This is a genomic window from Allocoleopsis franciscana PCC 7113, assembly GCF_000317515.1.
Taxonomy (GTDB): Bacteria; Cyanobacteriota; Cyanobacteriia; order Cyanobacteriales; family Coleofasciculaceae; genus Allocoleopsis; species Allocoleopsis franciscana.
In genome coordinates, this window is the sequence record NC_019738.1 from 5,402,868 (window position 1) to 5,422,045 (window position 19,178).

Sequence of the window (19,178 nt, forward strand, 5' to 3'; positions counted from 1 at the left end):
TCTACGAAGGTTTCGTCCATAACGGCTTCAATTGTAGAAAAAATTAATGGCTCTGAAACCTTTTATTAATCGCAGCCTGCAACTTTTAACTACAGCGCCATTTTTAGCGCAGGATATAATGCAACAGCCATCTGTTCGTACTCCCATAGCCATTAGTTTAGGCGCGATCGCAGGTGCTCTCTCGCGTTACTATCTTACTTTATGGTTTGTCCAACGCTTCGGCACAGCGTTTCCCTATGGCACCTTTTTCATTAATCTTACTGGCTGTTTTGCGATGGGGTTCTTCGTCACCTTTGCTTTAGAACACGTAGCAATAATTCCGCCAGAAATTCGTCTAATGGTTACAACTGGATTTTTGGGCGCTTACACGACGTTCTCAACTTATGGATTAGAAAGTCTTACTTTACTGCGTGAGCGCAACTTTGTGGCTTTCAGTTTTTACTGGGGAGGTAGTGCCATACTCGGAATTATTAGCGTTCAGTTGGGCGTTATCCTCGCCCACTTAGGAAAATAAGTATATGAAAACAACTCACCATCTACATCGGTGAATCTGATTACATGCAAAAGTTATTTACCGATGTCTTAGTCGTTGGAGGTGGTACTGGCGGTACCGCTGCCGCCATCCAAGCGGCGCGTAGAGGTGTCCGCACCATCCTCGTAAGTGAATTCTCTTGGTTAGGGGGAATGCTCACCTCTGCGGGCGTTGCAGCACCGGATGGTAATGAATTAGCCGCCTTTCAAACCGGCCTTTGGGGTGCCTTCCTGCAAGAACTGCGACATCAACAAACAGGGGGGTTAGATAATAGTTGGGTCAGTATGTTTTCTTACGATCCCCGCATCGGAGCAAAGATATTCGCAGATTGGGTGCAGCAACTCCCTAACCTGAAATGGATGGCGGGACAGACCCCAATAGAAGTTTTGCAACAAAGTAACTGTATTACGGGTGTTCGCTTTGCCGATTTCACCGTCCACGCCAAGATTACACTGGACGGAACGGAACTGGGAGACTTGTTGGCATTGGCAGATGTGCCCCATCGTTGGGGTTGGGACTTGCTCTCTACCCAAGGCGGCAGCGCAACGCGATCTGCCCAAGGCGGCAGCGCAACGCTATCGCATGTTGCAGAACCCAGTGCCCCCATCTCTCCTAATGAGCTAACTCAACGATATCCAGTGCAGGCTCCAACTTGGGTGGTTATCCTCAAAGATTTTGGCAATGCCGAGGATGCCCCAGAAATTCCTATCCCACCTCATTACAATCCTGAGTTGTTTGCAGGTGCCTGGGATAACTACGGCGCAGAACTGTTTATGAATTATGGGCGCTTACCTGGAGGGCTATTTATGATCAACTGGCCTATCCACGGGAATGATTATGGTGAAGGTGTGGGGCGTTTAGTTGAATCTCCAGAACAGCGACAGCAATTTCTTCAGGAAGCGCTTTGGCACACGCAAGGTTTTGCCCATTTTATTCAAACCCAATTGGGGCATCGTTACGGCTTAGCCGACAACATTTTTTCTCCCTCTCTAATGGGCGGGGGGGCTTATGCGTTACATCCCTACTACCGCGAAAGCCGACGCCTTCAGGGGCTTGCTACAGTGCTTGAACAAGATATCTTACCCATTGCTGGGGGGCAAGTGGCAGCTTTACCACTCGATGAAACAGGCAGTGAAATCACTTCCATCGCTGTGGGAAACTACCCCAATGACCACCATTACCCCGGCGTCAATTTTCCCTTAAAACCAAAATCAATCCGCTGGGGGGGACGCTGGACAGGCACACCGTTTACGATTCCATATAGATCATTAGTTCCACTATCAACAGATGGTCTTTTAGCTTGTGATAAAAATATTTCGGCATCTCACATTGCCAATGGAGCAACCCGGTTACAACCCGTAGTGATGAACCTGGGACAAGCCGCAGGCATGGCAGCCTCATTGTGCATTGAACGGGGATGTCAGCCTAGAGATTTACCCGTCAGGTGTCTCCAAGAAGCCTTATTACAGGACTCTGTTGCTCCTGTGGCGATGATTCCTCTGTTCAATTTGCCAGCTAACCATCCAGACTGGCTGTATTGGCAGCGCTACTACCTGGATCACCCAGAAGAGTATCCGGTAACGGGGAATGTCAGCATTCAAACGTTGAAGGTTGAAAGGTTAAATGTTAAAAGTCAGGAGGATCAACTACCAGCTTCTACCTTTACTGGCTGTTTCCAACGCCATGAACAGCAGGATTACAGCCTGACTCTGACGGCACCAGTGGTTCACACGGGACAGACTTGGATACTGATTACTCTAGAACCAGAGGTTGATAAGCAACTTCAGGCTTGTAAAGACCAGCAACAGCTCAAGGTTTGGGGGCGTCTTAATTACTCAGGTGGCTGGCTAGTGGTGGAAAAGATTGAGTCCGTGTAATACGTGCGTAAACTTACGAATTTTACCACCAATCCTGTGAATATCCAATAAATTGCGACGAAAGTTTTTCCTGACGCCCTCATAAGAACTCCGTATCAGGTAATAGAAATCCCGATACGGACATCTGCTATGAGCATTTACACCTGTATTTCTTACCAACTCATCTCAGTTGACACCCATAAAGACAACAACAAGTCTCCACATCGTGGGAGTGGGCGCTAATGTCTAAATGGCATTCGGCTGGTTTTGGGAAAAATGATGCCAACTGCAAACGTTTGAGACGAGATGCTGGACTTTTGCGTCATGTTACTGTCTGGTAGCCACGCAAAGATTCTAGCAGCTTGTCTTGACGGAAAGTCGAGACACTTTAGTCTTTATTATTCCACCAGCCTAAAATTTAGCAAAAATATTCTCGTTCTTCAATAGGCGGCAGGATTCCTTGCTTACACGTGCCGTGTTAAGTGTGGGAGGAATGCCGTTCTCCAGCTTTTGGAAGTCGTTTGATGTAGCCCTAAATCACCAACAGACGCCAATCGGTCACCAATCTGGAGGCTAGCCAACCGTCACCACACGCCTCAATGGGAGTTTTTCCTGAGCCTATAGTTTTAAGTCCGTATCAGTAAGTAGACGCTCTGATACGGACTTGCCCTATGCGTAGCTCCTCTTTGTTCTTTTTTTTGTTAAGTTTTTTAATAGCTTCACTCTCTTTTGATTCTGGGCGGATAGCCTCCGGCTCATCGGCTCTCCTCGAATCAGCCAGTGTCACTCAACTACTAGCGGCTCAAACCCAAACTCACGGAAACCCACGCCCTGAGCCGGGTAGCAAACGTCGGAGCTTCTACCAATGACAGGAAACCGAGATTCTTCGGTTATTATAAAGTTTCACACCAGAGCTTGATCCCTCGGATTCCCTCTGATGGTGAAGAAATTCTTCTACTTACCCGATTTCTCTTGAGTTTTCTATAATTAGAGAGAAATTAGCTTTTAACATAACATTAGGGTGCTTTGACTAAGCGCATGTTCTACAGTCGTGAGTTGAACTCACTGCTCAGGTGAAATGGTGAGACAAATCACTCAGGAACAAAAATTTTTTATCCATGCGATATGACCGCCCCTAAGATGATGAACCAAGTCGATCTGATCAAAAGCCTTAGCCCCAGCGCCATGGATCAGATTATGCTATATCTGGCTTTCAGCGCGATGAGAACCAGCGGACACCGACACGGGGCTTTTCTAGATGCCGCAGCAACCGCTGCGAAATGCGCGATCTATACAACCTATTTGGAGCAAGGTGAAAATACCCGGATGACGGGTCATTTACACCACATTGAGCCAAAGCGGGTCAAAGTGATCGTTGAGGAAGTCCGGCAAGCCTTATCAGAGGGGAAGCTGTTGAAGATGCTGGGTTCTCAGGAACCTCGCTATCTGATTCAATTTCCTTACGTTTGGATGGAACACTATCCCTGGCAACCAGGGCGATCGCGCATCTCTGGTACCAGCCTCAACGCTGAGGAAAAGCGATACATTTCGGAAAAACTGCCGGATAATCTGCCAGATGCTCAGGTGATCAACTCCCTTCAGTTTTTGGAGTTGATTGAATTTCTGCACAGTCGCTCTCAGGAAGAATTTGAAAAAGAGCGGCGCGTGCCTTTAAGTGAAGCGATGGCAGAACACATCAAGCGCCGTCTTCTTTACTCCGGTACAGTCACGCGCATTGATTGCCCTTGGGGATTACCGTACTATGCCTTAACCGGTGCATCTTACTCGCCAACCGATGGCAAAGAACGCACTTACACTATGGTCGAGGACACGGCGCGGTACTTCCGGTTAATGAGAGATTGGGCAGAGCGTCAGCCCAAAGTAATGCGAGTGCTGGAAGAATTGGATATTCCGCCAGAGAACCTTGACCAAGCGATGGAAGAACTTGATGAAGTGATTCGCGCTTGGGCCGATAGGCATCACCGCGCCGATGGTGAGCCAATGGTGCTACAGATGGTTTTTGGTCCGAAAGTGGACTAGTGCAAGAAGGCAGAAGGCAGGAGGCACAAGGCACAAGGCACAAGGGAAGAAAGCTTGTAATGTAAGCTTTTTAACCTTTTTTAACGGGTGGGTTATTTCCGCCACGCTGTACTAGGGGTGAAAAGAAGGGTTGAATGTTGAAAGTTGTCAAGTTTAAAGTTGGGCAGATAATCTGTAATCTCCTCAAAAGTGCAACATCCATAACAACATTCAAACCTACCCCTTCGGGGAACGCTACGCGAACAACCTTCAACCCAAGCCGTACCAGCGCCATGCTAAAACCAGCAGCACTGCTATGATCGCACCAATCAGGGTATTGATAAAATTCACGACTTCATTCGTCATCCAGTCAAATTTGGATTGAAGGGTTGCACCAATTAAGCTCTCTACGTTGGTGGCGATGAAGGCAGCCAATACACAGAATAAGACATCTGTCAAGGAAATCAGATTTACACCCCAACCGATTAAGGCGATCGCAATTGATCCCACGACACCGGCGATCGTTCCTTCCAAGCTAATTGCCCCCTCAGTCCCCCGCGCTACAGGCTGTAAGGTGGTGATGAGAAACGTTCGTTTGCCGTAGGCTTTGCCCACCTCACTGCCACAAGTATCTGAGAGCTTAGTGGCAAAACTGGCAACATAGCCTAAAAGCAACAAACTCCGATAAGGCGACGCAACCAATAGGGTTCCTAAAGCACAGAGTGCGCCAGTAAGAGCAGAACCCCAGACATTTTCCGGCCCTCTAGCACCCGATCGCTTTTCCGCAATGCCTGCGGCTTCCTTTTGCTCCATCCCGATCCGGGTAACGGCAGAACCGACGAGGAAGTAGAACACCACAACCACATAGCCCTGCCAACCTAGGGTGCCCCAGATCAGAACACCCAGCAACCAAGCGTGAAATATCCCTGCTGGCGTGAGTAACTTCTTCGGGGCAATCCAGACAATCGCCAGTAAAACTGTGTTCAATCCAACCGCAATCAGCCAAGGAGTGAAAGAAGTAGTAAAAAGCATCACAACTTTGTGAGGAACATCTTATTGTGATTTTAGAGTTAAGAACACTCAGGCAAAATCTAAATCTAAAATTAGTATATGAACACAGTTCTGTTTCATCTCGCGTTTCCCGTTACCGACATTGAGCAGACCAAAGCGTTTTATGGAAATGGGCTGGGCTGCGAAATGGGGCGAGAATCCCGCCATGCCTTGATTTTTAATTTGTACGGTAATCAGCTTGTAGCTCATGTTACCCAAGAACCCCCAACGCCACAAAAGGGCATTTATCCCCGACACTTTGGCTTGATTTTCACCGAAGAATCGGATTGGGAAGCCTTGCTAGAGCGTGTGCAACAGCACAATTTAACCTTTTACGAACAGCCCAAACTCCGTTTTAAGGGTCAAATCACCGAGCATCGCACGTTCTTTTTACAAGACCCGTTTTATAACTTACTAGAGTTTAAGTTTTACCGCCATCATGAAGCGATTTTTGGGGGGCGGGAGTTGGCAGAGGTTGGCGATCGTGTTTAACGTGCTCGCATTTTATAGGTTCGGAAAGTGCGGCGACTACGGCTGCTAGACTGCGAGGATGGACAACCATGAAAGCATGAGCAAAAATGGATAATTTGACATCCCGCCCTACAGGCATCTGGGAGTTTCGGGCAGGGATAATAATAAAATCCCAAGCTGTCCAGAGAGACGTGAAGTTAATGTGTTCCAGTATCTGGACATCTTGATTCAAATCTTCAAGAAACACACTACCGGGACGCATCTGAACACAGGCATGACTATGCCAAAAATAGGCTAGCCAAGTGCCTTGGTTGGGCGCAGAGATTGTAATAAATCGCTGTACTCGATTCATCCCTCCTAATCGTTGCACGTAGTAGCGTGTCACCAATCCCCCCATGCTCAAGCCGACTAAATCGATGGGCTGTTCGGGTGGAAATGTTTTGTTGATAAAGTCCCTAACTTGAGCTGCCATCTCTTCTAAAGGTAAGGTGGCATTATTCGGTTTTAGGTCGATCAGATAAACCGACCAACCTTGTTGAATCAGGTAAGGAGCTAGGGTACGGAAAACAGAAGAAGTTCTAATAATGCCGTGAACCAGCACGACTGGATTTCGGTTGTTCTGATTGTTCATCAATGATTTATACCAAATCCGCTTTGATAAGCTCCTTTTCAGTTTAAATATTTTTTCCTTTTTCTAGCTGCCTTGTCTCCACCAAAAAGGGGGTAATTAACCCAGATTTGGTATTACTCCCAATTGTGCAACTCAGTAATCCAATTCCGAAGCAAAGCGGTAATTTGTTCGCGGCGTGTTTCAAAATTAGCCGCTATCCAAATAAACGCAATGCCCACGAGAAGGCCAACCACCCATTTGGAGAAGGGGTAATCAAAAATCAGAATTCCTAGCTGATAGAAAGCATTGATTAAAAAAGTTGCTGTACCTACATAAAGGTAAGCTCGAATCCTTAAACCCAACCCCACAAAAATTACCAACAAACTAATGATTCCAGGGACTAAACCGCTCCATTGATTGCTCCATAAAGCCACAACACAAATGGCACCACTACCCAGCAAGCGTAGGAAGTGACGCATTGGTTTTTCTTCAGGTTTTTTCAGATTTGGATCGACTTGAGCCATGTAGAGCAAAGACAGTGCCAGTGGCGTGACATACCACAAGGAATCGCTCAGTTTTAGATGCCAAAACCAGCGATAGAGTACCCAGTCAATTAAGAAGGCACTGAGATAGGTAAAGCGAATTTGCTGATTTAGGATGGCAAAGAAAACATAGTACCCTGCAATAATCAATAAGCTGACGAGGGAATTCCCCATCGGACTTTCGGCAACGGCAATCAGGGGAATGGCGATCGCGGCAACTGTCCAAGGGCGTTTTTGCCAGCCCCAACGTTCCCAAGGCAGGATGAACAAAAAGTAGGCAAAGATAGAAGCGATCGCACCTTTCCAAGGCCCCAATGGCCCCGATAATAGACGGGCGATGGGTAAATTGAGCCAATATAGCCGCATCCCAAAGGCTTCTAAAAAGCCCAGGTAAACCCAGATTTCTCCACTCCCCCTAACCACTGGATCGTCGTCTTCCTCCTCCCTGGCAGAGGTGTTGCGTCCCTGAAAGATGGCATATTGCACTAAAAACGCACCCACCCCAAACCCCAGCATCAAAGATTGGGGCTGATAGGTAGTCGCGCCTATCAACAGAAGGCTACTCCAAGCCCAGTGCAGATGAGCGATCGTTTTGAGTTCTTCTTTCGTCAGGTGCAGGTACTGGATCAACCAGGGAGATAGCACCCGGTAGGCATACATGATACTCGTCCCTAGCCCTGCCATCACAATCAATCCGTCGCCGGTCGAGCCTCCCGATAGTTGTGAGAGTTGATAAAGTAAGATTTCATAAGCAGAAACCGACACCCCCAACAGGGCAAGGTAGAGCAAGGGTTTAAATGCCTGACGCCGACGCCCCACGCCAATGGCAATGACAGCCAGAGTAAGGGTGGAGAAACCCGTCCAGTTGGCGAAAGTGCCCCAACGCAGGACGCTGCCCAAAATCCCATAAAGTAACGGGATAACATGCCAGCTACTACGTAGATGACTCCTACCCGTGCGACGCTGCCACCAATCCCCGGCTAGCTGGGCGATGAGTCCTAACGCAAGGTTCGCGATCGCTAAATTCAGGGCTGAGCGCCCAAAAAAGCCCAATCCCTCGGCTGTCAACAATTCCAGGCACCAACCTAGGGCGTAAATGCTCCAGTTCGACGGGTGGTGCCAGCTCCGATAAACGATCGCTCCCATTGTCACAATGCCAGCCACCAGCACCGTCACCTCTGGGGAGAAAAACGCCCAATATACAGCGAGGGAGTGAAGTGTGAGTAAGATAAGTTCCAAGCTACATAATGCGATCGCCCAACTATCTGTCGCTGGAACATAAAGGGATGCCAATTCAGTGGAACGGCGAATCAGCCAACTACGCATCAGCCATAAAATGGTGAGTGCGATCGCACCAGCTACCAACCAACCCTCTGGGGATAGGGGCGGTAATCCAGGGATACCCTCCCATAAGCACATCCCCACAAAACTCAAACCAAACCCGACTGTAATTCCTGCGGCACTGACGACTCGCAAATAACGGGTATTCACGAACATCAGGATGGTGGCAACCCCCAGGCTGACTAACCGCAAACTCGGTATACCCAGCGTCAAGAATTGCAGCAAAACCAAGGCAGCTATACTTAACGCGCTAGCGAATTGCCTTCGGGAGCCGGATGTCCAAGTCGCTACCCCAGTCAGAGATAGGGGTGTAACCAGCCACAACAAACCCCAGTAAGTCACGTTAACGGTTGGGTTTTCCCAGGCAGTCTGATAATTCACCCACAGCAAGACATAGCTCAACCCAGCTAAGGCTAAGCCCACATGCCAAGCACTGCGACGCCATATTGGGGATTGAGCAATTCTGGGTGTGCTTGGAGGCATCGCCCCTACGGCTGGCGCTTGGGCGGGTACGGGGGCACCGCCCCTACTTGCGGGTGGGAACGTAGGCACCGCCCCTACTCGTGACTCCTGATTTCCCAGCGACAATGCCCATTCACCCACCATGAGGGCTAACAAAATTGCTGCCCATTCCCCTCGACTCAGGTGTGGCAATAGGTAGTCAATCGCACACAAAATGGTCGTTATACCCGTAATGTGAGTCAGGTAAACCAGCAGTTCGAGATTACGGCTACTACCTAAAATTCCACGTCGCTGGCTGACAATCCCCAAAGTGATGGTGGAATTGAGTAAATTGAGCGTCCGCAGCAGGGGATTAACGGAACTGAGGACAGTTAGGAGGGTGCCAAACGAGAGTGCGATCGCTTCTCCAAACTCAGCCAAATGCGTTTTCTCTCGCCGCTCCAGCCAATCTATCAATCCAACGATCATGATCAGGTAGGGAAACAGCACCAAGCTCAACAGCGCAAAGGGGGTATCCTGGGAACTTGTGAGTTGAGTGGCGGTTACTACTAGCTGTGTTTGGATATCTGAAGGAATTAACCGCCAAAACAGCCATAAAGACTGTAATTTAATGCACAAAATAGCCGAAAAGTCAAGTCGCTGCCAAAATCGTTGTAAGCGACTGCCAAAGAACCACAAGCCTAATCCACTTACTGCGATCGCTTGCCAGGGAAACTCGACTCCCACCGAAACCAGCCAGCCCACAAACAGCAATCCACCCCCCAGCCACTCCCAACTCAACTGGGGTAATTCGGACTCCTCTGCTGACAACTTCCGTTGTTGCTGGGATAGCCAAGAGAGGAACCCGCCGTAGGCACCAATCGCTAAACCGAGCTGCTGGATATCCACACCCGCGACAAAAATGGCTCTAAATAGAAGAATGCCGATACCATACACTGCGATTTGGAATGTGGCAGGATGTAGGATATCGGGCGAAGCCCTTCCCCCTGACTGGGATGAATTAATCCTGTCTTGAGGCTTCCGTCTTCTGCATTCCTGATAGAAGGTGGCTAAGGTAGTACTTGTGCCCACATAAACCGCCACCAGAGGAAATCCGGGCAAACTCCAACCCCAGTGCAGGTAACTTAGCCCTAAATAGTTGAGGATGGGTAAACGCGGTTGTTGCTCTCGCTTCCAGATGAAGAAAGCGATGACACTGAGGATAGGAGTAGCACAAGCCACCACAATCCAATCGACGGGATTACGCCACAACCCAAAGCCGTCCATCGCCCAAAAGTTGACCGGCACCAGTAGCAGCGTCACAATCTGCAATGTCTGAGCGGTTAAGCGTAAATTACTCTGCCGATTCGCCCAGGCACAGACAGCCCAAAACGTTAGGGTATATCCCAGTAAAACGCCATACTGCCCAGAGGCGGGGAAATTCTGCCATTGACTGGCGGCTAGCACCCCAGAGGACACCACCACCATGAACACGCCTAGAAACAGCAGCCACCTGACGCTGAGCTCTGCCTGAAACGACTGCAACATTTCTGTGAGCCAAGTGGGGGAAGGGCTGGGTTGTTTCGGTACGGGTACAGTCCGTTCCTCTGGAGCAAAATCTGTAGCGAACTCTGGCAACGGCTTGGCTGTTGGTGTTCGGGATGATACTGGCGCTGACGCTGTGGAGACGGTTGGCGTGACAATTGTCTGCGGCAGTGGACAAGTGAGATTTTCTCGGCACAGCTTTTGCACGAGATTGTCTGAAAGCAAACCTAAGCGTAAGAACGCATCTAAACCTTGTAACAGTTCAGGATTAGAGGCTTGAGTTGTGAGTTCAACTTTGAGTTGAGTCTGAGATAGTAAACCCAAACGCCGCCATATACCTAAACCTTTTAACAGTGCAGGCTGAGCCGTACTAGTCGTTACTTCAATTGTGATGGAACGATCTGCGCTTGGCAGTGGCACTTCGCTATCGCGTGGCGATGACATAAGCAGCAATCCCTTTTACTCAACCCCATCATGACTCTAGATGGAACTGTTGGCTTATTGCTGTTTACACTTTGTTCAACTGTCTATCGACTCAAAAATTGTCCAAGTATTGTCAACGTTTTGAACAACCATAGCAAAAAAGGCTCAAGCTGTAATGCCTGAGCCTTTTTGAAGTCAATTGAGGTTTAATGCTTTAGTAGCGACGAGAGAAGTTGTTGTTTCTCCGGTTACCGCCACCACCAGGACCTCTATCTTCGCGAGGCTTCGCCTTATTGACTTTCATATCACGACCCATCCACTCAGCTCCATCAAGAGCCTCAATCGCTGCTGTTTCTTCAGCTTCTGTACCCATTTCCACAAAAGCAAAACCGCGTAAGCGACCTGTTTCACGGTCTGTGGGTAGCTGAATCCGCTTTACAGAACCATATTCTGCAAAAACAGCGCTGAGGTCTTCTTGAGTGACCTCGTAGGATAGGTTGCCTACATAAATGGACATAGATTATCTCCAAAATCAGAGGGTGTAGAGAGATAGATTTCGGAGAGAAGCCTGTTAAGACCACAAGGAGTAAAGCCTGTCAATGCTAGAAACAAACGCTACAACCGAATTTATTCTCATCGGCTAGTCTAGCACAGCGTTTACACCTCATGGTTAGAGAGCAAAAATTGTTACAAAACGCAACAAAGGGCTGTCCAGACGAGAAGCCTCGTGTTCGCAATTCCTCTCAATAAAAAGGAGAGGTACCGTGAACTCCTGAACACCTGAGTATCTGAGAATACCATCGCCAGGGATTTTTTTACACAGTCTGTTCAATGATGGGTGAGGCAAAAACGGTTAGTCCATTAGGAATACATTCAATCTCGGCAGGAGTCGTGCCGATAATTTCACCATCCACGACTATTTTTTGAGGTGGATCGGTTGTGACTTTGAGCTGCTTAGTGCGTAGGTGGATAATATCGGGTCGGTTGGGCGCAGTCTGGATTAAAGCTGAGCCAAACAGGTTAAGCATGGCATTAACGGCTTGAAGCTTAGTGCTGGGCATAGCAATTGTCACATCCAACAGACCATCTGTCGCAATCACCTGTCCTAATCCCTGAGCCAGAACTGAAGTCGGTGGTGCGGCGTTGGCAACGGTGACAGCTCCGGCTTGGAACTCCTTGACAATGCCCTCAATCTCAATCTGAGTGGCAAACAGTTCATGTTCGTTAAGTTGTTGGATGCCAGCTACGATATAAGCTAAGGCTCCGAATCGGCTTTTCGCCTCCCGGTTGGCTCGTTCCACCATTTCTGCCTCAAAGCCAATACCCGCCAGCAAAATCATCGGGAACCCATTGCAGCGAGCCGCATCCACAATACAGGTAGTCCCTGCTAAAATCGTTTCGCAAGCTCCTCGAATATTGGTAGGAATTCCCAAGGCAACGGCAAAGGCATTGGCGGTTCCCCTAGCAATGATGCCCAAAGGTATGCCTGTGCCAATCACTGCACCAGCTACGGCGGATATCGTACCATCACCACCTGAAGCAAGAATCAGTTCTGCTCCTTGGGCGATCGCATCCTGTGCCAATTGTTCGGCACTCAGTTCCGGGGTTGTCAAGTGAACATTTAACCGAATTTGGGGTTCTAGAAGCTGTTGGATTAGGGCTAGATCTTGTTGTGCATTCCCTTGACCGGAAACGGGATTAAAGATGAGGTAGCCTATACGAGTCTGACGCAGCATTGCCACGATCGCTTCGGCTGTAGCTAGGTTTGTGGCAAGAGGGATGTTATGTACCTCGCAGATGCGTAACAGGGCTTGGATATCCGGTTCGTGAGGTTGAGCGTAGAGGGAGTCAAGCAGGAAAATTACGGCAATAACGTTACCCGTGGCAACTTGAGCCGCAATTTGAGCATCGCCTCCCATCGGCCCAGACAACATGCGTTCGACGGGTAAACCTGTTCCTTCTTGGATGCGCTGTCCGGTGGTTCCGGTTGCGATTAATTTGTAGCGGGAAAGGATGGGTGTATGGGCACGGACAAAGGCAACAATATCGTCTTTTTTGCGATCGTGGGCAATGAGGGCGATGGTGGTGGGCATAGTTGACTAGAGCAGGATTCAGAAGTCAGAAGTCTTGTAGTCAGAATAATGGTTATCGAGGATGAATAGCCAGTTTGCAACGAACAATCACAACGAGGCGTACTGAAATCCTTATAAAGATCGCTACTGTTAGTATTCTTCGTTTCTCGGTTGCTCTAGATATAGCCCAATGAACTCTTCTGCGGCTGCTGGATTAATCTGCCCAAGCGCTTCCCGAATTTCAAGTATCGTTTCACCCCCTGGATCTCTCACCTCATTCACCCAACGGCTGACATTGGCGTGTCCCACTCCCATCGCCGCTGCTAACTGATTTTGGCTAATGCCATAAGTTGTTAGTGCCTGTTTAATGGCTTTACCTGCTCTTCCCATGCATCTGATTGTGTCAGAGGGTTATGACGGAGTAAACGTTCCAATTAGTCACAGATGAGGTAAGCTGTTAAATGTGACTAATCGGAACATCAGTTTGAAATAAAAAATAGGTGAACAAGATATTGGGCGAAGCTGTGTCCACAGTTAATTGCAAAATTTATATTAATTTTCGCAGTCCAGCAACTACGAGTTCACCAAGATTATCGCTTAAAGTAAGCATTGCATTTTCAAGCCCCCATTGCTTAACTTTAGTCGCTGAAAGTGCACCATGAGCGGTGGCATTCCTTAGAGCCTTAGCAAGTCTTACAGCCTCCGTCCAACTAGACACATCGGCAGACTCGACAATCCACGCTTCAACTATTTGCGCGTCCCCACGATCAAGGCTGAGAAAGTCAATAAGTGCTGTTTGACCTGTTCGTGTTGCTGGTGGTTTATTGAGCCATTTATCAAGATTTGTTCGTGCTATTTTTGGCGAAGGTAATGAAGTGTAGGTTGGAAGACTGCATTTGTTGGTGAAGTCACGTAGTTCTACTGGTCCGAGACCGCCTCTTCCCATCTTTAGCAATGTCTTTGTAGTAGTCTCAAATCCACCGTAAGCCATTACAAGTCGCCACTGAGCGCCACGCGCCTTATGTGTATGATTAAGATTTTCATCTAGGCTGTGACCAATCGCAGGTTCGTGCCATTGCACAGCCGATTTAGTAAGATAAAATCCCCTAGATAAAGATTGGACAACATCATCAATATAGTCGGAGTCGTCCAAGTGACTTTTATTGAAGTACAACAGCCTTTGATGTATGTTTGTACATTTAGTTTGACTGCAAGCATTGATTTCATTTAAGCGAAAAACTTCGCATACATCGCGCCAGACCTGCTCAAGCTTTAATGTAAGATTGGACATATATGAACATCTCAAATTTTGCATGTACAGACTAATTTACTCAGTGCAGTTCCGCCAATCCGGATTCATTAAGTAAAGCTGAGATGCTTTTATACCTATTCATTAATATATTGTTTCATCTAAGGCAACCAAAAATCGGGCAATAAATTCTTACCCAAATCGCGCACTGTCTTATTCATCATCCGACCTAACTGAATATGGGGTTCATCCGGTTCAACAGGGATAATGTTTGCATAACGTCCATGACCCAAATACGCAATCGCAATATTGGCAGCTTCCAAACCTGTAACATAAGCCTTCTCTTGTGACCAAGAACCATGACGAGTGACAATCCAATCCCCACTCATAAAAACATTTTCGATGGTCGTTACGGATGGCATCAAATACTGATAGCTACCTGGTGCAAAATGAGTCACGCCTTGCGGTACCCGGATTACACAGCTATCGATAATTTTTGCCTGTCCAAATGCTGGGATACAAGTTGCTAAATCACGCTGAACTTTTTCTACAATTTGCTCATCACTTAGAGGTAGCAACTGATTGGCATGGTAAAAGTCCGCTTCAATGACGCTACCGGGTTCATCACGATATTCGTCTTGCAAGGCATTGAGGTCAAAAAATGTCCATCCTGTTGTGGGGTCAAATCCAAAGCAGGCATTCGAGGGATGACGGATGTTTATTTTGCGATCGAACCACAACCGAGTTGCCAAAACATCAATTGCCCCTAAATTCTTCAAGTCTCGAAATTCCCGATAATTTTGTAGCGTGGGGCTACCGCTAACTATCTTTTTCATGCCACTGACGCTAACACTAAAAATCACCGCGTCTGCCTCAAAAACTTCATCGCCGCAGACAACCCCGTTCGCCTTACCCATGTTGTCGAGAAGGATATCTGTTACTCGTTTATTTGTGAGTACCCTACCGCCAGCTTGCTGGATGCGTTCCACCCAAGGGTTAAATATCATTTCCCCAACCGTTCCCCGACACCAAACAACATCAAAATCGGGTTGATGAGCGAGGATAAAGTAGTAAAGCATCCCCAAGGCAGCGGCGGCAGAACACTGTTCCCCAGGTGCAAATAAGCCGACTAATAACATGGGTTCAAAGGAATCTTTATACAGTCGGGCGGAGACACCAAACTGTTTAAATAGTTCACGGGCCGTTACTTTGTCATAGCGTTGCCATGCTTCATCGGAGTTATCAAAATCAATGATGGCATAAAGTAAAGGTAAAGCAGAAAGCCGATCAATGAGTGGCAAGCGCTGGAACTGAGTATAAAGAAAGGTTCCGAGTGGCGTGGGGAGTCGCGGTTCGTTTTGAAAAATCGGTGATTCCACTTCCAACCCGGCAGGGGAATATTGGGAGGAACGGGTAAAGGGGGTAAACGGATTTAGTCCCAATTCTCGAACCAGGGAAAAGATATTGCTGTAGGGGTACCAGAAGCCATGAATTCCGCCCTCAACGGAACGTCCTCCAGGCGTTTTCCAGCCTGCCACTAAACCACCAGGATAAGGACTCGCTTCTAGGAGTGTAACGTCGTAACCCTGTTTCGCTAAGTGGTAGGTTGCTCCTAATCCAGCCCAACCGGCACCGACGACGACTACCCGTTTTTGTTTTGACGCTGCTGACATCCTTTACCTCTTGAGTCTCTTTGTTTAGGATGCCATGATAGAAGCAATTCTGGTTAAGAATTATCCAGAGGTGGAATTTGCAGAAACGTAAACTTATATTCTTAGGGCTTCACTAATCCATCTTTTCAAAAAGATGAATAATATATGCGTAGTTTAATAAGGTTTTTCATAAGTATATTTTTAATAGCGATATTAGTAATTGTGTGTACTAAAGGCATTCCGATAGTGCAAGCAGCAGAATTACGATTGGCTCAAGTTCAGCCCTCAACTCAACCCATGACACCTAAAGCTGCGATCGAGCGATTATTTACTAGCAAACAGATTCAAACGGATTGGTTTACTCCCTCATTTTTATCTCAAATTCCTGTTTCTCCCCAACAGGTGATCGAGAGCCTCAAAACTGCGTTGGGAGCTTATCAAGGTGTGCAAGAAATCGGCGAAGATTACCTGATTATCTTTGATCGCGGCTCTGTTCCCACGAAGATTGTTCTCGATGCTAGCGGTCGGATTACTGGGCTGCTTTTCGAGGCTCCTCGTGCTAAACTCAGCAGTCTCAATGAGGCGATCGCACAGTTCAAAACGCTACCCGGCAAGGTGAGCCTGCTTGTTCTAGAGGACAATAAAGAACGAGCCGCTTTGAATGCCACAACATCCCTAGCCGTTGGTTCAGCCTTCAAACTGGCCGTTCTAGAGGCTCTCAAAGGACAGATTGCTTCTGGTAAGCGATCCTGGTCTGATGTAGTTGAACTTCAACCCAATTGGAAGAGCCTACCCTCTGGGATTTTGCAGAACTGGCCCGATGGTTCACGGCTGACAGTAGAAACGTTAGCCGCATTGATGATTTCCCAGAGCGATAACACAGCCACAGATAGCCTTATTTACTGGGTAGGTAAAGAGGCAATTGAAGCGGTTACATCGCGCAATCGCCCATTTCTAACGACTCGTGAGTTATTCTTGCTCAAAACTGACCAGAACGAAGCTTTGCTTCAGCGTTACCGTGCTGGTGATGAAGCACAGCGTAGAACTGTGTTAAATGAGGTAAATCAGCTTCCTCCACCAGAGTTAACGGCTATTGGGTCAAGCCCAAAAGCTCTCGATGTAGAATGGTTTTTTACGGCTCAAGAACTATGCAGTCTGATTGAGAAAGTGGCTGACTTACCACTGATGAGTATTAATCCTGGTGTTGCCAGAGCAAAAGATTGGCAACGTTTAGCCTTTAAGGGAGGTTCTGAGCCTGGAGTTTTGAACTTGACAACTTGGCTTTTAGGGAAGACTGGAAAACGCTATTGTGTTGCCGCTACTTGGAATAACGACGAGTCTTTGGATGAGGTGCGTTTTATGAGTTTGTATAATGGTTTACTTGAGACTTTAAAGTAGAACAGAAAATGTTTTGAGCTGGAGTGTACATAGAGGAGATGAAAAAGCGATCGCATCCAATTTCTCATTCCTCCCCTAACTCCAGCTCAAAACCTACCAATTTGGGTCAACATAGAGATTAATGGTTAACTCTTTACGACCCGGTGGTACGGCTGTAATGCAGGCACAAATCGCTTCGCCATCATTGAGTTCTACCTCACAAGCATGACAAGTTCCCATCAAACAGCCAGTAGGAATAAACACACCAGCGCGTTCAGCCACTTGCAACATTGGCTCTCCCACTTCGGCATCAACTATCACGTTATCGGGTAAAAATTGAATGCTAACAGTCATGGGTTGTTAGTGATTAATTACTAGTTTTTATCAAAAAAAGGATGGAGTATTCAATGATGTCAGGGGTATCGCTCCCCCCAAGATAATCTGAAGCATAACTTCACCCTTCATCCTTCTTTTTTAGCTTTTTGAGACGGTAAAAACGGGCTTAAATCTAAATTTTCTTCTACCGTATCCGCCAGCAAGTTTAACATCGTTTCTCGTTGTTCGCGGTAATTCGCAACCCCTGTAGGAAGCGAGGGGAGTCCTCGTTGCTGTCGCAGAAAATTTAACCAGGCACGTCGCCAAGGCCCATTATCAAACAGTCCGTGCAGGTAACTGCCCCAAACGGATTGATTAATGTCAACAATGCCTAAACCAGGGTCATCAAATAGAGGTTTACAAGATGACTGTGTATTTCCTTCTTCAGACTCCACTAAGCGCGATCGCCCTTGATGAATTTCGTAACCTGTAACCGGTAAACCCACTTGAGGATAATTGGAGGTTACAATCCGCTGACGTGCGACTTTATTACCCGCAATCACTGTTTTTAAGGGTAACAAACTTAACCCTTGATAACGTCCTTCTTGCCCTTCAATTCCCTCTGGATCAGCGAGCATTTTGCCCAACATTTGGAAACCCCCACAAATTCCTAACACTGTCCCTCCGGCAGCGGCGTACTCTTGGATAGCTGCTGCCATACCCGTTTTTTGTAGGACTAATAAATCAGCAATGGTAGTTTTAGTACCTGGGAGAATCACGGCATCTGGATGTCCCAAGGGTTGAGATGGCAGGACATATTTTACAGTGACGCTGGGTTCGGATTCGAGGGGGTCAAAATCCGTAAAATTGGAAATTCGGGGCAGTCGAATCACGGCAATCGTGATTTCGCTATTCGCCTTTTTTTGAAAGTTTCGTTCTAGCAAATCAAGGGAATCTTCGGCGGGGAATATCTGCTCCATCCAGGGAATCACACCCACGACGGGAATACCCGTGCGTTCTTCCAGCCAAGTGATACCGGAGTCCAAAAGCGATCGCTGGCCCCTAAACTTATTAATCACCACACCCTTAATTAAAGCGCGTTCTTCGGGTTCCAACAGTTCCAGAGTGCCGACGACATGAGCAAAAGCTCCACCTCTATCAATATCCACCACCAGCAAGGTAGGCGCATTTAAATGCATCGCCACTCGCATATTCGTCAAGTCGCGGTGCTTAAGATTAATCTCCGCAGGGCTACCCGCACCTTCGCATACCACTAAATCAAAGTCATTCGTCAGACGCCGCAGGGATTCTTCAATCGCCTGCCAACCTTGAGTAAAATACTGCTCATAGTAATCGGCTGCACTGACTTTGCCGACGGCTTTGCCCATGAGAATGACTTGGGATGTCATGTCCCCTTGGGGCTTGAGTAAGATGGGGTTCATTTCCACACAAGGCATTACCCCGGCAGCCCAAGCTTGTACCGCCTGTGCATGACCGATTTCTCCACCATTCGGCGTTACATAGGCATTCAGCGCCATATTCTGCCCTTTAAAGGGAGTGACACGCCAGCCGCGCCGCGAGAGAATACGACATAAAGCTGTGGCAACTAAAGATTTTCCTGCGTGGGAGGTTGTACCCACGACCATAATGGCTTTCATACTTTGGGTTAGTAGCTGGTTGTAC

15 protein-coding genes are annotated in these 19,178 nt (G+C 47.7%); 5 read left to right on the forward strand and 10 right to left on the reverse strand.

Annotated features, from left to right (window positions below):
• The first annotated feature begins 118 nt into the window (after window positions 1-118).
• From crcB to hetR, 3 genes are all read left to right on the forward strand, one after another.
• Entirely contained in the window at window positions 119-514 is a 396-nt protein-coding gene (gene crcB, locus MIC7113_RS22160; protein WP_041781149.1) for a fluoride efflux transporter CrcB, read from the forward strand.
• A 44-nt stretch (window positions 515-558) separates the two neighbouring features.
• Window positions 559-2,409, forward strand: coding sequence for an FAD-dependent oxidoreductase (locus MIC7113_RS22165; RefSeq protein WP_015184426.1), 1,851 nt, complete (start codon window positions 559-561; stop codon window positions 2,407-2,409).
• A gap of 1,119 nt (window positions 2,410-3,528) precedes the next feature.
• Window positions 3,529-4,428, forward strand: a complete 900-nt coding sequence (gene hetR, locus MIC7113_RS22170; RefSeq protein ID WP_041781150.1) for a heterocyst differentiation master regulator HetR — start codon at window positions 3,529-3,531, stop codon at window positions 4,426-4,428.
• Between the two features lie 249 nt (window positions 4,429-4,677).
• On the opposite strand, the gene MIC7113_RS22175 is transcribed toward hetR, so the two are convergent.
• The gene (locus MIC7113_RS22175) at window positions 4,678-5,439 is read right to left on the reverse strand and encodes a TIGR00297 family protein (protein ID WP_015184428.1); all 762 of its coding nucleotides are present in this window, start codon (window positions 5,437-5,439) and stop codon (window positions 4,678-4,680) included.
• Window positions 5,440-5,517: 78 nt separating this feature from the next.
• On the opposite strand from MIC7113_RS22175, the gene MIC7113_RS22180 reads away from it, so the two are divergent.
• Window positions 5,518-5,949 (forward strand): VOC family protein, encoded by a 432-nt coding sequence (locus MIC7113_RS22180; RefSeq protein ID WP_015184429.1) that lies wholly within the window; start codon window positions 5,518-5,520, stop codon window positions 5,947-5,949.
• Here MIC7113_RS22180 and MIC7113_RS22185 read toward each other — a convergent pair.
• The 7 genes from MIC7113_RS22185 to MIC7113_RS22215 all read right to left on the reverse strand — a co-directional run bounded on the left by MIC7113_RS22185 (window position 5,879) and on the right by MIC7113_RS22215 (window position 15,824).
• Window positions 5,879-6,559: an esterase/lipase family protein gene (locus tag MIC7113_RS22185; protein WP_015184430.1), complete on the reverse strand. Its 681-nt coding sequence runs from the start codon at window positions 6,557-6,559 to the stop codon at window positions 5,879-5,881. The genes MIC7113_RS22180 and MIC7113_RS22185 overlap by 71 nt on opposite strands.
• Before the next feature lie 113 nt (window positions 6,560-6,672).
• The gene (locus MIC7113_RS22190; RefSeq protein ID WP_015184431.1) at window positions 6,673-10,851 is read right to left on the reverse strand and encodes a hypothetical protein; all 4,179 of its coding nucleotides are present in this window, start codon (window positions 10,849-10,851) and stop codon (window positions 6,673-6,675) included.
• Window positions 10,852-11,044: 193 nt separating this feature from the next.
• Entirely contained in the window at window positions 11,045-11,347 is a 303-nt protein-coding gene (locus MIC7113_RS22195; protein ID WP_015184432.1) for an RNA recognition motif domain-containing protein, read from the reverse strand.
• A 298-nt stretch (window positions 11,348-11,645) separates the two neighbouring features.
• Window positions 11,646-12,923: a methylglyoxal synthase gene (gene mgsA, locus MIC7113_RS22200; protein ID WP_015184433.1), complete on the reverse strand. Its 1,278-nt coding sequence runs from the start codon at window positions 12,921-12,923 to the stop codon at window positions 11,646-11,648.
• A gap of 129 nt (window positions 12,924-13,052) precedes the next feature.
• A complete protein-coding gene (locus tag MIC7113_RS22205; protein WP_015184434.1) occupies window positions 13,053-13,292 on the reverse strand; it encodes a helix-turn-helix domain-containing protein in 240 nt (79 codons plus the stop codon).
• Between the two features lie 157 nt (window positions 13,293-13,449).
• Window positions 13,450-14,193 carry a hypothetical protein gene (locus MIC7113_RS22210; RefSeq protein ID WP_015184435.1) on the reverse strand — a complete coding sequence of 248 codons (744 nt, stop codon included), beginning with the start codon at window positions 14,191-14,193 and terminating at the stop codon, window positions 13,450-13,452.
• 119 nt (window positions 14,194-14,312) lie between these two features.
• The gene (locus MIC7113_RS22215) at window positions 14,313-15,824 is read right to left on the reverse strand and encodes a hydroxysqualene dehydroxylase (protein WP_015184436.1); all 1,512 of its coding nucleotides are present in this window, start codon (window positions 15,822-15,824) and stop codon (window positions 14,313-14,315) included.
• A gap of 201 nt (window positions 15,825-16,025) precedes the next feature.
• Between MIC7113_RS22215 and MIC7113_RS22220 the strand changes: the two genes are divergently transcribed.
• Entirely contained in the window at window positions 16,026-17,201 is a 1,176-nt protein-coding gene (locus MIC7113_RS22220) for a serine hydrolase (protein WP_216596339.1), read from the forward strand.
• Window positions 17,202-17,294: 93 nt separating this feature from the next.
• Here the strand turns inward: MIC7113_RS22220 and MIC7113_RS22225 are convergent, their stop codons facing one another.
• Entirely contained in the window at window positions 17,295-17,534 is a 240-nt protein-coding gene (locus MIC7113_RS22225; RefSeq protein ID WP_015184438.1) for a 2Fe-2S iron-sulfur cluster-binding protein, read from the reverse strand.
• A 107-nt stretch (window positions 17,535-17,641) separates the two neighbouring features.
• Window positions 17,642-19,153: a cobyric acid synthase CobQ gene (gene cobQ, locus MIC7113_RS22230; RefSeq protein WP_015184439.1), complete on the reverse strand. Its 1,512-nt coding sequence runs from the start codon at window positions 19,151-19,153 to the stop codon at window positions 17,642-17,644.
• Window positions 19,154-19,178 lie beyond the last annotated feature (25 nt).

Bases quoted from the DNA above. Each gene is read 5' to 3' on its own strand.
- MIC7113_RS22225 (WP_015184438.1), bottom strand. From the start codon at position 17,534: ATGACTGTTAGCATTCAATTTTTACCCGATAACGTGATAGTTGATGCC.
- MIC7113_RS22195 (WP_015184432.1), bottom strand. From the start codon at position 11,347: ATGTCCATTTATGTAGGCAACCTATCCTACGAGGTCACTCAAGAAGAC.
- MIC7113_RS22185 (WP_015184430.1), bottom strand. From the start codon at position 6,559: ATGAACAATCAGAACAACCGAAATCCAGTCGTGCTGGTTCACGGCATT.
- MIC7113_RS22180 (WP_015184429.1), top strand. From the start codon at position 5,518: ATGAACACAGTTCTGTTTCATCTCGCGTTTCCCGTTACCGACATTGAG.
- hetR (WP_041781150.1), top strand. From the start codon at position 3,529: ATGATGAACCAAGTCGATCTGATCAAAAGCCTTAGCCCCAGCGCCATG.
- crcB (WP_041781149.1), top strand. From the start codon at position 119: ATGCAACAGCCATCTGTTCGTACTCCCATAGCCATTAGTTTAGGCGCG.
- cobQ (WP_015184439.1), bottom strand. From the start codon at position 19,153: ATGAAAGCCATTATGGTCGTGGGTACAACCTCCCACGCAGGAAAATCT.
- MIC7113_RS22205 (WP_015184434.1), bottom strand. From the start codon at position 13,292: ATGGGAAGAGCAGGTAAAGCCATTAAACAGGCACTAACAACTTATGGC.
- MIC7113_RS22165 (WP_015184426.1), top strand. From the start codon at position 559: ATGCAAAAGTTATTTACCGATGTCTTAGTCGTTGGAGGTGGTACTGGC.
- MIC7113_RS22190 (WP_015184431.1), bottom strand. From the start codon at position 10,851: ATGTCATCGCCACGCGATAGCGAAGTGCCACTGCCAAGCGCAGATCGT.
- MIC7113_RS22215 (WP_015184436.1), bottom strand. From the start codon at position 15,824: ATGTCAGCAGCGTCAAAACAAAAACGGGTAGTCGTCGTCGGTGCCGGT.
- MIC7113_RS22210 (WP_015184435.1), bottom strand. From the start codon at position 14,193: ATGTCCAATCTTACATTAAAGCTTGAGCAGGTCTGGCGCGATGTATGC.
- MIC7113_RS22175 (WP_015184428.1), bottom strand. From the start codon at position 5,439: ATGCTTTTTACTACTTCTTTCACTCCTTGGCTGATTGCGGTTGGATTG.
- mgsA (WP_015184433.1), bottom strand. From the start codon at position 12,923: ATGCCCACCACCATCGCCCTCATTGCCCACGATCGCAAAAAAGACGAT.